At 58.7% G+C, this 13,656-nt stretch carries 11 protein-coding genes and 1 CRISPR repeat array; of the genes, 1 reads left to right on the top strand and 10 read right to left on the bottom strand.

Going from position 1 to position 13,656, the window contains the following annotated elements:
• The first annotated feature begins 75 nt into the window (after positions 1-75).
• On the top strand, positions 76-600 hold the full coding sequence (locus tag ABDK06_RS06820; RefSeq protein WP_394940215.1) for a ferritin: 525 nt from the start codon (positions 76-78) through the stop codon (positions 598-600).
• A gap of 87 nt (positions 601-687) precedes the next feature.
• Here the strand turns inward: ABDK06_RS06820 and ABDK06_RS06825 are convergent, their stop codons facing one another.
• The 10 genes from ABDK06_RS06825 to casA all read right to left on the bottom strand — a co-directional run bounded on the left by ABDK06_RS06825 (position 688) and on the right by casA (position 13,627).
• Entirely contained in the window at positions 688-2,604 is a 1,917-nt protein-coding gene (locus tag ABDK06_RS06825) for an NHL domain-containing thioredoxin family protein (RefSeq protein ID WP_394940216.1), read from the bottom strand.
• Complete coding sequence (locus ABDK06_RS06830; protein WP_394940217.1) at positions 2,601-4,754, bottom strand: bifunctional copper resistance protein CopD/cytochrome c oxidase assembly protein; 2,154 nt, start codon at positions 4,752-4,754, stop codon at positions 2,601-2,603. Before ABDK06_RS06830 ends, ABDK06_RS06825 begins: the two co-directional genes overlap by 4 nt.
• Before the next feature lie 112 nt (positions 4,755-4,866).
• The gene (locus ABDK06_RS06835; protein ID WP_179389467.1) at positions 4,867-5,169 is read right to left on the bottom strand and encodes an HU family DNA-binding protein; all 303 of its coding nucleotides are present in this window, start codon (positions 5,167-5,169) and stop codon (positions 4,867-4,869) included.
• 796 nt (positions 5,170-5,965) lie between these two features.
• Positions 5,966-7,398: direct repeats of the CRISPR family, unit length 29 nt; unit sequence GGGCTCATCCCCGCAGGCGGGGAACCAAC.
• An 80-nt stretch (positions 7,399-7,478) separates the two neighbouring features.
• The gene (gene cas2e / locus ABDK06_RS06840) at positions 7,479-7,832 is read right to left on the bottom strand and encodes a type I-E CRISPR-associated endoribonuclease Cas2e (protein ID WP_394940218.1); all 354 of its coding nucleotides are present in this window, start codon (positions 7,830-7,832) and stop codon (positions 7,479-7,481) included.
• Positions 7,832-8,788 carry a type I-E CRISPR-associated endonuclease Cas1e gene (cas1e, locus tag ABDK06_RS06845; RefSeq protein ID WP_394940219.1) on the bottom strand — a complete coding sequence of 319 codons (957 nt, stop codon included), beginning with the start codon at positions 8,786-8,788 and terminating at the stop codon, positions 7,832-7,834. The genes cas2e and cas1e overlap by 1 nt, the downstream gene beginning before the upstream one ends.
• Before the next feature lies 1 nt (position 8,789).
• Complete coding sequence (gene cas6e, locus ABDK06_RS06850; RefSeq protein WP_394940220.1) at positions 8,790-9,482, bottom strand: type I-E CRISPR-associated protein Cas6/Cse3/CasE; 693 nt, start codon at positions 9,480-9,482, stop codon at positions 8,790-8,792.
• Between the two features lie 10 nt (positions 9,483-9,492).
• Positions 9,493-10,209, bottom strand: coding sequence for a type I-E CRISPR-associated protein Cas5/CasD (gene cas5e, locus ABDK06_RS06855; RefSeq protein WP_394940221.1), 717 nt, complete (start codon positions 10,207-10,209; stop codon positions 9,493-9,495).
• Positions 10,206-11,342 (bottom strand): type I-E CRISPR-associated protein Cas7/Cse4/CasC, encoded by a 1,137-nt coding sequence (cas7e, locus tag ABDK06_RS06860; RefSeq protein ID WP_394940222.1) that lies wholly within the window; start codon positions 11,340-11,342, stop codon positions 10,206-10,208. Before cas7e ends, cas5e begins: the two co-directional genes overlap by 4 nt.
• Positions 11,343-11,391: 49 nt before the next feature.
• Complete coding sequence (casB, locus tag ABDK06_RS06865) at positions 11,392-11,994, bottom strand: type I-E CRISPR-associated protein Cse2/CasB (protein WP_394940223.1); 603 nt, start codon at positions 11,992-11,994, stop codon at positions 11,392-11,394.
• A complete protein-coding gene (gene casA, locus ABDK06_RS06870) occupies positions 11,987-13,627 on the bottom strand; it encodes a type I-E CRISPR-associated protein Cse1/CasA (protein WP_394940224.1) in 1,641 nt (546 codons plus the stop codon). The genes casB and casA overlap by 8 nt, the downstream gene beginning before the upstream one ends.
• Positions 13,628-13,656 lie beyond the last annotated feature (29 nt).

Below are 13,656 nucleotides of genomic sequence, written 5' to 3' on the forward strand. Positions count from 1 at the left end.
CTAGCTTAGGCTACTCTCACTGAGGATTGGCTCTGCTTGCTTTTCCGAATCACTCAGAATAACTAGGCTGTAACCATGAGCCAATTCAGCACACTCCTGCAAGAGCAAATCGGTCACGAATTTGCTGCCTCACAACAGTACATCGCGGTATCTGTCTGGTTCGATGGACAAGATCTGCCGCAGTTGGCTGCCCACTTCTACAAGCAGTCCCTGGAAGAGCGCAACCACGCCATGATGATGGTCCAGTACATGCTCGACCGCGATCAGAAGGTCGCGATCCCGGGCATCGGCGATATCTACAACGATTTCAAGGACGTCACCGAGCCGCTCAAGCTCGCCCTGGAACAGGAAAAGCAAGTGACCTCGCAGATCGAGAAGCTGTTCGCCACCGCGCGTGCGGAGAACGACGCCCTCGGCGAGCAGTTCATGCTGTGGTTCCTCAAAGAGCAGGTGGAAGAAGTAGCTTCGATGAGCACCCTGGTGAATATCGCCGAGCGCGCGGACAGCCTGTTCGACATCGAGAACTTCATCGCCCGCGAGACCATTGGCGACGGCGGCGAGGATTCCTCTGCTCCGGAAGCCGCCGGCGGAGCACTCTAAGCACTTCTCTCTTATCGAGTGTGCAGTTCTACACCTTATAAAGCCTTCAAAAGGTGTAGAACTGCACACTCGGCGGTTAAACGAGGCTCAGTTCATTCCGCGCAAGTCCAATTCCAGCCCTGAGTCGCCGTCGACCACGAGCTTCACCGGGATCCCCCAGTCCTGCTGGTAGAGGTGACAAGCCGCGTGGTCCGGGATCTCGCCGTCTGCGGTCTCCGGTCCATCGCAGGCCGCGGCCCGGGCAGTGATGTGCAGAATGCCCTCAGCTACCTCGCCATTGAGCACCAGAGTCCGGTTGAGACCGGTTGAGGTGCCTTGACCACCGAGCAGCAGCTCCGGCGGGGTCGAGGAGATCTTCAGCTGGGTGGGATCCCCCCAGCGATCGTCGAGCTTCTGCCCGGTCGGCGCACTGAAGCGCACCTGCAAGGCGAAATCCCCTGGAGCCACCGCGCTGGTCGGACGCTGGGTCTGCGCCGCGCCCTCATCGACCTGCAAAGCGTCTTGGGGCAGTGGCAGGCGGATCAGCTGGTGCCGGTTGGCCTCAACTACGATCAGCAGCTCGCCGTCGAGCAGCACATCCGAAGGCTCCGCTAATCCGCGAGCCAAGGTGCTCACGGTCTTGGCTGACGGATCGTAGCGACGGACCGCGCCATTGTAGGTATCCGCGACGGCGATCGAACCATCGGGGAGCGCCGCAACACCGAGCGGGTGCTGCAACCTGGCCTGCCCGGCCTCGCCGTCCCGGAAACCGAAGTCGAAGAGTCCCTCGCCGATTGCGGTCTCCACCGCGGAGACCCGTCCATCCGCAATCCGTAGCACGCGCAGCGCCGAAGTCTCTGAATCAGCCACCCAGATATCGCCCTCGGCGTCTTCCGCGAGACCAGAGGACTGAGCGAACCAGGCCTGGTCGGCTGGCCCATCCAGCAGGCCCTCCAGGCCGGTGCCAGCGAGCACGCTGACCGCGCCGGCGAGGGGCTCGAAGCCAAAGATCTGGTGGACACCTGCCATCGCTATCACTACTTGGCCCAGCTTCGAGGAGTAGACCACGTCCCACGGCGAGGAGAGAGCCACCGACAGCGGGTCCTCAGCCAAGAGACCGAGAGCAGCCTCGCCGTCGTCGTTCACTCGCCCCGGGCCGGCATCGAGAAGGCGCTGGACGCCGTTTCCGGCCACCGTGCGCACCTCGCCGGTGGCCAGCGAGAGGCCACGCAGCCGGTGGTTGACCGAATCGGCGATCACGACGTCGTAACCGAGCTGAGCGGCCAGCTCGACGGGCAGCAAAGTCAGCCCCTGCGGCTCATTGAACTGAGTGGCTTCCGCGCCGCCGTCGGTGAAGCCCTTGACACCGCTACCGAAGCTGCGCACCACGGTCTCTAAGTCCGATGCCAGCTCCTGCACCTGATGGTGGCCGGTATCAGAGACCAGGAAGTTCCCTTCGTGGCCAGGCAGCTGCCCGAGCGGCAGCACCTTACCGGGAAAGCGCAATGTTCCGGCTTGCGGCTCCGGAGCGATATAGGGGCCATTGCCACGGTGCAGTGTGCCTTTGGCTTCGTGCTGGGCGACCAGCTCGGGGATGAAGGACTCCAGCCCTGCTGAGTGGCCCTCTCCTGAGAGGTTCGCCACGATGTAGCCCTCAGGATCGATCACTACCAGGGTCGGCCAGGCACGCGCTGAATAAGCCTGCCAGGTTACCAACTCAGGATCATCCAGCACCGGGTGGTGGATCTCATAGCGTTCGATGGCGGCGGCCAGCGCCACTGGATCCGCCTCGTGCTCGAACTTCGGCGAGTGCACTCCCACCGTGACCAGAACGTCCGAGTACTTCTGCTCCAGAGGCCGTAGCTCATCGATGACGTGCAGGCAGTTGATGCAGCAGAAGGTCCAGAAGTCGAGGATCACGATCTTGCCGCGCAGCGCCTCCAGGTCCAGGGATTGCCCGCCGGTATTCAGCCAACCGCGGCCGATCAGTTCGGAGGCGCGTACTCGTGGTGCGGTCGCGGTCATCGCTTCTCCTCTGGATTCTCTTGGCTGGAGGGCTTGGTTTCAGAACTTATCTTGGTGCCCTGAGCATTGCTTGACGAGCTTTGCTTCGAACCGGGCTGAGCCAGTTGAGCAAACATGTTGTTGTAAGCGGTCAGGTCGGCATCATTATTCCGATCGGCTGCGCGATCCTTACGTTTCGTCTCACGCGCGTCGGATCGCGACCACATCAGAGCCACGCCGATCGCCACCAGCACGGTGGGAACCTCACCGATTCCCCAGGCCACCGCTCCACCTATTTGCTGGTCGGCCAGCGCCGAGGCTCCCCATGACCTGCCCAGGTTGCCGAAGTACGAGGCTTGCAGCAGCGCTGTGGAACTCATGATGGCGACGCCGAAGAAGGCATGGAACGCCATGGTGGCGAGCAGCAGGAGCAATCGAAGCGGGTAGGGGAATCGATAGGGCACCGGGTCAGTGCCGATCAGTGAGAGCACAAAGAGGTAACCGGTGATGGTGAAGTGAACGATCATCAGTTCGTGCCCGACGTGATCGCGAAGGGCATAGCCGAACAGCCCGGAGTAGTAAAAGATCACGATGCTGCCCGCGAAGTTCGCCGCCGCGAAGAGCGGATGGGTCACCAACTTGGAGAATCTGGAATGCACGATGACCAGAATCCATTCGCGAATTCCACGACTGCCGTCTCCCCTGGGCCGCAAGGTCTTGAGCGCCAGGCTGACCGGGGCACCGAGCACCAAGAAGATCGGCACCACCATGGTGAGCGCCATGTGATCCACCATATGCGCGCTGAAGAGCACCATGCCATAGACGCTCGGCGGCCCGGAGGTGACATAGATCAGCGCCGCCATCCCGACCAACCAGGCCACGGCACGCCAAATCGGCCAGCTGTCGCCGCGCTTGCGGAGCTTACGGACGGCCAGGAGATAAGCCACCGCAGCGCCAAGCGCGAAGGCCAGCCACAGCCAGTCCATTCGCCATTCGGTGAGCCAGCGGACAGGGGTGAGTTCAGGGGGCAAGGGGTACCCCGAAAGGATCTCAGCCGGTGAGGTGTTGGGGGCATATTCGGTGGGTTGAGGCGGGGCCGATTGACTCAGGCCCACCGCTATTCCGCTGGTCGCCCCCATCACCACGAGTTCCACCAGGATGAGCTGCCAGAGCACCCGCTTCGCAGTCCGAACGCCCTTTTCCAGCTGCGGAATGATCCACTGCCGGTGCATGAAGCCGATGGCGCCGAGCAAGAGGGTGGCGACGGACTTGATCAGGATGAGTTGCCCATAGGGCGAATTGAACAGCGCATCCCAACTGGTCACCCGGATCGAGGCGTTGACCACGCCCGAGGCGAAGACCAGGCAGAAGGCGAAAAGCGCCAACGAGGAAAAACGCTTGAGCACCTTGGCGGTCAGCGCCTCGGGCTTGCCGAGCTTGCCGGAGATGAAAGTGAGCGCGGTGATGCCGCCAAACCAGAGGGCCACGCCGACGATGTGCAGCAGCAGCGAATTGACCGCGCCCTGGTGATCCGCCGCCGAAGCGGAATGCCCGATCAGTGCCTGCGGAACCATTCCGATCACGGCCAGAATGAGGGTCAATGCCAGACCCGTCAGGGCCCGCACACCGAAGCACAGCGTGGTCACCACAGCGGCGAAGATGCAGATGGCGAGCCAGGCGCGGCCTGAGTCGATATCGGTCATGAAGAAAACCAGGCCCCGAGTGAAATCAGAACCGCCGGAGATCGCGAGGCCAGATTGTTTGAGATAGGTGAGAATCAACACCGCGATGGCGGCCAGCGTCCACACCACTGCGGCAACTGATGCGAGAGCCATCACCCGGCTGAACGCGGGGTGTTCTTCAACGCTTTTGCTTGTACTGGTCCGGCCCTTTGCGACCCTATCCTTGGGCAAGATCACGACGGCGAAAAGCAGCGCACCGACGACGACGGCCACCGCCAGATTGTGGACCATGAGCGCTATCGGCAGAGCCCAGCGGACTAGAGGGCCGGCGTCGAGAAGCTTACTGGCACTGAGCGCGCCGCCGAAGAGCAGGGCAGCGACCAGCGCCAGCGCTGCTACCACTGCCGCCAACAGTATCCAGGGGTTGCGGATGCCTTCGGGGGTCTTGGGGGTCATCGACGCTGCAGGCACCCCTCCATTCTCCGGCATCGGAGTGGCTCGGGCCAATCAGCTGTGGCGATGCTGAGAGAAGCACCCCGGGAATCCCCCGGGAACGCCAGAGGCGGCCCCCGAAGGGACCGCCTCTGAGTGAAGTCTGTGGTTACTTCTTCTTGGCAGGAGCCTTCTTCGCGACGGCAGCCTTCAGCTTGGAGCCAGCGGTCAGCTTGACGCTGTGGCCCGCCGGAATCTGAATGGTCTCACCGGTCTGCGGGTTGCGGCCGGTACGTGCGGCGCGGTCGGTGCGCTCAACAGCGAGCCATCCGGGGATGGTGATCTTCTCGCCAGCTGCAACGGAGCTTTCGAATACGGAGAAAACCGCATCCAAAACGTTGTTCACAGCAGCCTGGCTGGTCTCAGCCTTGGCGGCAACCTCAGCGACAAGCTCACTACGATTCTTAGCCATTTATGTCCTCCTGGACCTCGGAATGGAGCTAAAACATGGGATTCGTTCTAGCCACTGTTCGAAAACATACCAGTTCTCACTGACTTCGCCAGCAAAATCGCCGAGATTTCCGCGGAAATCGGCGGTTTTCGTCATGTTTCCCGGTGTTTCGGGGCCTTTGTTCGCTCTCAGAGTAGTGCCGAGCGGCGTAGTTACGGCTTTCGAAGGACTTCCTTCGTGGGCCTAGCAACAGCGAGTTACGGTAACCGGCACCGCAGCTGAAGCTGGCCAGTTCAACAGCCCGCTGAGTTCATAGCTACCGAGTCCGCTGTTAGGTTCTTAGCTGAACCTCAAATTCTTGGCGACAGGTAACGAGTTTATCGATTCACCGGTTCAACGGACATTCGAGCTCCTCGTTCCTCTATCTTCTTCATTCCAGCGGGAGGTACAGGGCAGATACTCGGTGACCTGGTTAATCCTGAAATCTAGATCCCCTCCTCGTACAGGGAAAACAACGTCTGAACTCTACTCGCTACTCATCTCACACTCCTGAGTTCCTGACCATGCTTGGGCACCCTCAGACCTATGACCTTACTGCGGAGACTGGCTCTGTAAGTTGCACTCAGGAATGTTTCGAGTATTTGGACAGTGGGTGGGTATCTGGTCCCAGCGAATCCGATGTTTCGCTGGGGTATACCGGTTTGCCCCAGTCAACCGAGGATTCAGTGGGGTCAGATAACGCGCACTGTCAGAAACCTAAAATCCCCGCACGCGGGGAACCAACGCGTTCTTTGGCGTCGAACGTGGTTCCGCAGGTGGGCTCATCCCCGCAGGCGGGGAACCAACGATCTGCAAGTCTCGGGTGAGCGTCCGTCCGAGGGCTCATCCCCGCAGGCGGGGAACCAACGGCACCCACTCCCCCACATCCACCGCACGAGCGGGCTCATCCCCGCAGGCGGGGAACCAACCGCGGTGGCAGCAGCGGCATGGTCGATCTGGGTGGCTCATCCCCGCAGGCGGGGAACCAACTTGGGGGCGAAGTCGATGTAAACCTTTTTGCCGGGCTCATCCCCGCAGGCGGGGAACCAACGATACCGAGCAAGGCAAGGTCTTGCAAGGCTGGGGCTCATCCCCGCAGGCGGGGAACCAACGATAAGAACGGGACGGCTAAAACCGTCAAGAGCGGCTCATCCCCGTAGGCGGGGAACCAACCTGCACTGACTTATCGCGGGCCAGCTGGTTCAGGGCTCATCCCCGCAGGCGGGGAACCAACCGTCCATTTCTTCCGCCGTCGCGCCAGAAAGGGGGCTCATCCCCGCAGGCGGGGAACCAACCTGGCTCTGACCACTGAGCTAGACAAGCTTGCGGGCTCATCCCCGCAGGCGGGGAACCAACAGGATCTGCACCGGTTCGTCGTTATCCGGGGAGGGCTCATCCCCGCAGGCGGGGAGCCAACGAGAACCGCTCAGCTGAGCACTGCTTCCAGCTGGGCTCATCTCCGCAGGCGGGGAACCAACCCTCCAAGGTGAAGCGTGTGCGTCAAGGTTTTGGGCTCATCCCCGCAGGCGGGGAACCAACCGACCGCGTACACCACGACTTCCCGGACGCCGGGGCTCATCCCCGCAGGCGGGGAACCAACGTTACCTTGGTTGTGACGACTGACTCTGGCCTGGGCTCATCCCCGCAGGCGGGGAACCAACGATATTTTTGCTGATTGGTTCGCCGTCCCATCGGGCTCATCCCCGCAGGCGGGGAACCAACGAGGCATTGAATTGTCCCACTTTGGCATCTTTGGGCTCATCCCCGCAGGCGGGGAACCAACTCTCCGTTCTCTTCACTGTCATCGTCGGTCCAGGGTTCATCCCCGCAGGCGGGGAACCAACCATCCTAGATACATTCAGATCATGCAACCTGCGGGTTCATCCCCGCAGGCGGGGAACCAACTTGTTGTGCCGTGGATAGCGAAGCTGCGCGGCGGGTTCATCCCCGCAGGCGGGGAACCAACTCCCCTTCACCGATTGGTGAAGGGGAACTTGTGGGTTCATCCCCGCAGGCGGGGAACCAACTAGACACTTACATCCAGACGACGAACTGACTCTGGGTTCATCCCCGCAGGCGGGGAACCAACGGAAACTGACGATGAACGACTTGAGATCGAGCGGGTTCATCCCCGCAGGCGGGGAACCAACAAGATTGACCCACCAGAGTAATCTCCATTCTCGGGTTCATCCCCGCGAGCGGGGAACCAACACTTCCTGACCTGGGACGTTACAACGTCGCAAGCGGTTTTTCATTCACTTTAAACATCTTAAACTCGAGCTCAGGCGGACTCATCCATTCCCATATTTCCTTCTACGGGCAGCTTTGCTCCAGCCGGTCTTTGAAGGTCCCGATGGAAAAGACGGAGCACCGTCAGCAGGACGCAGCAGCAAACTGATTCCATCAATATCTACAGGTGACCAATGATGACCGTGCACTTTGAAGTCCATACGCTGCTCATTTCGCGCGCTAAAGACCATAATGGCCCGCCCTGAGCCGATCATTAAGACGCACTTTTCCCACATCAGCTCGCGTACTCGCTGAGAGATATGCCCCACAAAAACCCCGGCGGAAAGCTCGAGCATCCACCGCGTCAAATATCCTCGTAGCCCGGCTGGGCAAGCTGACAAGACCAGAACCACCATCAGTACACATCCTCATAGGACTCATAGGATGTACCGCTGGCTACGTTCCTTCGCGTCCCATCCCAGAGTTGCACCACATCTTCGCTCAGAGAACTTTCAATGCCATCGGCATCCTGATCAGGAAGCAAAAGATGCTGAATATCCCGCACACATCTACTCAGGAAAGCTCCGCCGTACATCAGATCCCGAACTGCCCTTCTCGTCGCACCTCCGACGTCGGTCAAACCCTGATGTGCGATATCGAAAGCCACGGGGATGGTCAGTTCAGCCTTATAAAGATCGGCCACATCGTAGACAAAAGACCTCACATGACCGGTGTGGACGAAGCCCAAACCAGGGGAACATCCCAGTGCCACGATGACCGAATGGACGACGCCGTAGAGGCTGGTATGCGCAGCCGAAAGCGCTTGATTTACCGGATCGCCCGCCTCGAAATATGCCACATCGTAAGTCCTGCCTGTCCAGGGAACACCTGTCCGCTGAGACTCCTCACGATAGACGCGTCTCACTCGTGCACCTTCTCTGCCCCGCAGCTGCTGCATAGTCAGCCCAGAAGTATCTTCTCCGGGAAACCTCATGGCATACATTTCCCGCGCAACACCAAGACGAAAACTCTGATTCGACACCAACCGTGCCTGCGCTTCCAGCAGCCGGGAACTCCTGGCGAGTGAACGCCCGTGAGCGTAGTAGCGGACTCCTTGTTCTCCCACCCAAACAACCGTTGATCCGCTTTCGGCAAGTAACATCATGGCGTGATGACTCACCTTCGTACCTGGCCCCAGCAGCAGCGCGCCCAGAGAAGCCGCGGGGAGATGCACCGTGCCTCGCTGATCCGTGGCAGTAATAGCGTTGCTTTCCCGGTGCACCACGCTGTGCTCGAGATAAATGAAGGTCATGCGGTCCTCGACTCGCACCAACTCGGGTAACGACGGCGGAGGCGCACCCGGAGGTTTCATCTCAACTCGCCTTACCAAGATTCAACGGAGCGATGGTTAATAAACCACAGCCGTACCCTTTTGCCCTTCCGATTCCCCAGGTGAGGCTATTGACGAACGCATCTCGATCCGTGACTTGCAATGCGCCGTCATAAGTTACCGTGGCAATCGTCACCTCAGCGCCCTGGCGCTTGAACTTAAGTGTTCGACGGTCGCTCAGCACAACGCTCTGTGGATCGGTCTCCCAACTGGCGGGATGAGCCGGTCTGAGCAACTCAAAGCCACTCTTCTCTGCCTTGTCCAGAAGCCACTGCTTCTGCTGATCAGCAGTGACATGGGCCGAGACTTTTCCTCTTTGTTGCTCAACTCCTCGATGAGGAATGCTTCTCGTCGGATTAGCGGTGAGCCGAAAGGCCCACTGTTCACCTTCTTGAATACGTGAGAGCAATTCCCCGTAGGGTTTGGTCTCCCAGCTTTGCGTCGTTGGCCAACCGATTTGTTCTACCAAATGGGTCAGATCAGGCTGCTCGGGACTGACGATGTAAAGAAAAGTCTTACCTTCCCAGCTATCTATCCGCCACAGAATTCGTCCGCTCTCTCGCGGGCTCGGGTCAGGAAATCCACCCAGCACTGCAGCGTGCATCACCTGTGGCGAACCGAGAAATTTATAGGCTCCGGGTCTCTTCCGATTGATCTGGAATCTCGTGAGGTACATTCAGGCTCTCCTAAAACGCGGCAAGCGGGTCGTGCCCGCTCTCGGGAAACTTTGAGGGTCCAGGAGGTTCAACAAAACAGTCATTTCCAACCTCGACCTGTTCACTCTTCACGCTGCGCCAGCCGTATTCTCGACGGCGGGGATCAAAGCTGAGCGGTTCATCGCGGAAAGTCTCCGCCCCTGGGGTAAGCGGCTCGGCGTCCAGAAGAATCTCCAGTTTCACCTTTTCTTGCTGAACCTTTTTCTTGTGCCACTGCGCAGCCTGCCAGGGATGTTCCTTCAAAGAGTCCAGAACCCCCGCCGAATGAATCTCGGTTTTCAGCGGCAAGATCGGCGGACACGAGCGCCTGCCGAGGTATAGCGGGAAAACAGGATGAGCCAGGCTCTGTGCCAGACTTTCGAGAAACTCCTCATCCTCGCTCTCTATACCCGCCAAGAACACCGCGTCGCCCAAGTAATACCGATATGACAAAGGCATTGCTTCTCCTGCACTCGGCTTGGCGGTTTGAAAGTCACGAATCAACCGACCAGGCTGGTCGATCCTCACACCGAACTTCAGATTCAGAAATTCAGTGAGCGGTTCGGTACGTCGCTTACCTTTCGCTGCTGCCAATAGGCCGATGACGCCGCTTTTCGTCGGAGCCTGTTCAGTACCTCGGGTAAGGAAGCGGCTGCTGCCACCCCAGGACTGCATTGCCCCTTTCAACACGAAAGTCAGTGAACTCACTGCTGCTCCTGAAGACGCTCCGCAACAAGCTCTCCCAGCTCTTTGACGGCGTCGCTGAGAGAGCTGCGGTGGCCTAAGGCGTCAAGGGAGGCCAAAGCATCTGAAGTTCGAATCACCCAGGCGCTCACGGGTGCTGTCCCATAGGCTTCATCGATCTGTTGGGACTGCGCTGTAAGAAGCTGAGCGGCATTTTTGAGCCGCGGCTGCTCGACGGGAGTCTCGAAAGCTCCTATTAGGTTGACCGGCTGAGTTGCGCGAACCTGCACGACAACGGCCTCCGGCAGGGTGCGGTTAGCGAAAGTGTTCTGTTTGCCGGTCGGCATGCTGGTCACAAAAGAGTCCACGAAGGCTTCAACTGCCTCCCGAGTTGCCTCAACATCACCGAGGTTCTTGAGTAACCCGGCGCCATTGATGGTGGCGTAGCGATACAGGGTGGAGGAATTGAATTCAACGGTTCCGATCATGGCCGCTCCGGCATCTTCTTCGACGTCCTGAGCTTTATGATCGTCGACGGCGGTGAAGTAATCGAATTCGTTATCCACCGCGTGCACGCTGAGCGCGTGAGCTACCTGTACTGCAGCATCCACATTGAGATCGGTAGCATCCGCAAGCATCCGTCCAAAGAGCGCAAGGTCAACCGAATGATCCAGATTGAGTTGTTTTTTCAGTTCCAGGCTCTTCAAGTACCCAGTTCTATCCTCGGCTCCCACCGCTTTGAGAGCGGCCTCGGCCAGGTGGTCGACCTGCAGAAAACTCAGAAATACCAGGTAGCCAGCTTCCTCTGGTTTGGCTTCTTCGCCTTTTCTCGTCCTGGGAGCCGTCAGCTTAATCCCTGCCGCTGCAAGCGTGTCTTTAGCCAGTTCCAGCGCAAGATCTTCGTCGATTTCAGTGGATTTCGACGAAATCCTTTCAGCGAGCAGCTCGACCACGCGCTTAGTACGGACACCTAGCTGGTCAGCCCGTAAGGTGTTTTCAAAAGCATCTCGGGTCGCCTTTTTCCACGCCTGGCTGGAGACCCGGGCTCTGGGCACTCCACCATAGATAGCGCTCTTCGGGCTGCCGGTGTCATCTCGGTTAATATTGTTCGGCGGCAGAGTTTGCAGAACGTGCAGGTCAATATAAGTATTGGTCATCTCAGTCTCCTTAGAAGTTGTTTTAGTTCTTCACCCGCAAAAGTGAGCGTTAATCTTCGTCGTCTTGCCCGGCGTCCTGAGGTACCCGGTAGAAGTCGATGCCCCACTGCCTTCGCACTCGACTAGCACCTGTTCCCTGCAACCAGAAGAGGTCTTCAGCGAATTTCACGTAGTCCAGGCTGATGTTTTCTGCCCGGAACTGTTGAACCAAGCTACGGGCATAGTGCAAGGTACCTTCGTGAGTTGACGCGGTTGCTAAAGAGTTGAAGCGCCGCCGCACGGCTTCATCATTTTTCGATCTAACGCGGAGCACACCGGCCGCTCGGCCCAGGGAGTTACCACCCTCCCGATGCATCCGACGATCCCGCTTGGACTGCTGATGAACCGCGTAGAGTGTGATGGCGGCATAAGCAGCTCTCTCGGCAAAATCTGCTTCTTGCCCTAGTTCATCACCATCCTGGTAGAGCTCGGCGATGGTCAGCCCAATCAGGGAAAAATCTTCGCCAATAGCCTTGGTGACGCCTGAACGTAGCTGGGCAAGTTGTGCAACCGCGGCACTGCGATCCCGCAAGTAGCCATCTTGCAGTTCAGAGACTCGTTTGCGCACTACTCTTTTCAACTGGACAGAGCGTGGTTCTTGTGGGTCACTCATCGTCATTTCCTCCACTTCCGTGAGGCCCTTCATCTTCAGTCCCGGAATTCTGTTGTCCGAAAACTCTGGCAATTTGCTGATAGAACTTTCGTTCAGCCAATGAGGAATTGATCAAATAACCATCCCTTTCTCGGCCTTTCCAGGCGGCGGGTCCTGCTGTGTCTAGTAGTTCATTGGCTAGGCCGACGACTATGCGGCGGCATTCGGTTCGCCAGGTTTTTCTGGCTTCTTCGATGTCTGTGTTTAGGTCAAGTCCGCTGAGCCAACGCCGGTAGGGCCGGTCTAGGGCGGCGTAGCCGGTTTCATCGCTACGCTGCCGTTGCCCATCGCCGTCACCACCCGCAGCAACTACCAGGTCCTTAGCCAGATTCTTGAGTGCCTGCACCGCTCCCTCAGCTTGGACGACGGCGTTCTCTGCCAGGGTGCCCAGTTCCCCGTCTTGCTGGGAAAGCAATGCGAGGGAGACTAGCAAGCGATCGTCGAAAATTTCCCCCACCGTGGAGTTCTGACTGTCGGGGTAGAGCACACCGGAGGCTCTGAGGGAAACATAAGCATCGCGGGGAAGCTCGTCCTGCACCTTATAAAGCCACTCGATGACCGCGGGTAAAAAAGTCTCTCGGCCGGCCTTAGCCAGGGCTGCTGGCGGTGTCTTCTTGGGTAAAAGCGCTGAAATACCTCTCCAGAAGAGCCGAGCCGGATTGTGCTGCACCGGGGTGAAAACCTGAGCACGCCCCAATGATTTTTCAAAAGTTGGGTTTCGCCGCCAGGCGGTCAAGTTTTCTTTGGTAAAGAGGTCAGGAGTCTCCAGCTTGTCCCCGTTAGAAACCAGGCATCGGATCACACCGGTCTCATCGTGGAAAAGCCTGATCCTTCGGCTTTGCCAGGTATAGAGGTCGACAGGGCCCGTGGGTTTACGTCCTTCTGATTCCTCAGCGGGGCCGAGATGAGGCTTTTCCCAAGGTGGTAGATCATCGTCGCCAAAGTCATCGTCACGCTCTGCAGGTTTCACTAGATTGAGCAGCAAGGTTTCTCGCAGATTTTTCCCCTCGATACTCACTCCACCGAGGCGTCCGGCTGCCCCCACACCGATGGGGTACCCCTTTCCACCCTTGACGCGGGAGTCCCCGACTGCGCCAGATTTGATCCCTGAGTAGTCAAAGGCCTGGGTGTGCACAATCCATCGGGTGGCTTCCGCGAAACTCAGGCGTTCCAAGCCGCTTCCCGCCCGCATGCTGAAAAGCCTTTTATTCGGTGGGACGTCGAAGACTAAAAGTGAAACATCTTTGTTCTCACCCTTAGCCGTCTGCAGATCAGGGACTTGAAAAAAGGGGGTTTTCGGATGCAGAAGATCGAAGCGGTCTTCGACCTGTTTCAGATACCGCCCTATTTCATCCAAGGGAAGGCCCTCTTGCCACCACGCTTTCCAGTCGTCTTCGGTGAATTCGCTGTCGAAGCTGCGGTACAGGATCGCCAGCAGAAGTCGCAGAACGGCAAAGTCCTGGCTAGGTAGCTCTCCGGTGATCTGAATAATCTGCTCAGCGTCTTGGAACAGAGTGCTCAGAGATACCTCGGTCACACTGCCATCCTGGTATCTCACCCGGATCCACGGCTGGTCGATCAGGTTGAAACTCACGACGCTGGAGCCTGCTGCAACGTTGCTTC

It is taken from the genome of Psychromicrobium ferritrahens (assembly GCF_043789415.1).
GTDB lineage: Bacteria > Actinomycetota > Actinomycetes > Actinomycetales > Micrococcaceae > Renibacterium.

Excerpts from the sequence above, each read along its gene's own strand:
- ABDK06_RS06820 (WP_394940215.1), top strand. The coding sequence starts at position 76 with ATGAGCCAATTCAGCACACTCCTGCAAGAGCAAATCGGTCACGAATTT.
- ABDK06_RS06825 (WP_394940216.1), bottom strand. The coding sequence starts at position 2,604 with ATGACCGCGACCGCACCACGAGTACGCGCCTCCGAACTGATCGGCCGC.
- ABDK06_RS06830 (WP_394940217.1), bottom strand. The coding sequence starts at position 4,754 with ATGCCGGAGAATGGAGGGGTGCCTGCAGCGTCGATGACCCCCAAGACC.
- ABDK06_RS06835 (WP_179389467.1), bottom strand. The coding sequence starts at position 5,169 with ATGGCTAAGAATCGTAGTGAGCTTGTCGCTGAGGTTGCCGCCAAGGCT.
- cas2e (WP_394940218.1), bottom strand. The coding sequence starts at position 7,832 with ATGGTGGTTCTGGTCTTGTCAGCTTGCCCAGCCGGGCTACGAGGATAT.
- cas1e (WP_394940219.1), bottom strand. The coding sequence starts at position 8,788 with ATGAAACCTCCGGGTGCGCCTCCGCCGTCGTTACCCGAGTTGGTGCGA.
- cas6e (WP_394940220.1), bottom strand. The coding sequence starts at position 9,482 with ATGTACCTCACGAGATTCCAGATCAATCGGAAGAGACCCGGAGCCTAT.
- cas7e (WP_394940222.1), bottom strand. The coding sequence starts at position 11,342 with ATGACCAATACTTATATTGACCTGCACGTTCTGCAAACTCTGCCGCCG.
- casB (WP_394940223.1), bottom strand. The coding sequence starts at position 11,994 with ATGAGTGACCCACAAGAACCACGCTCTGTCCAGTTGAAAAGAGTAGTG.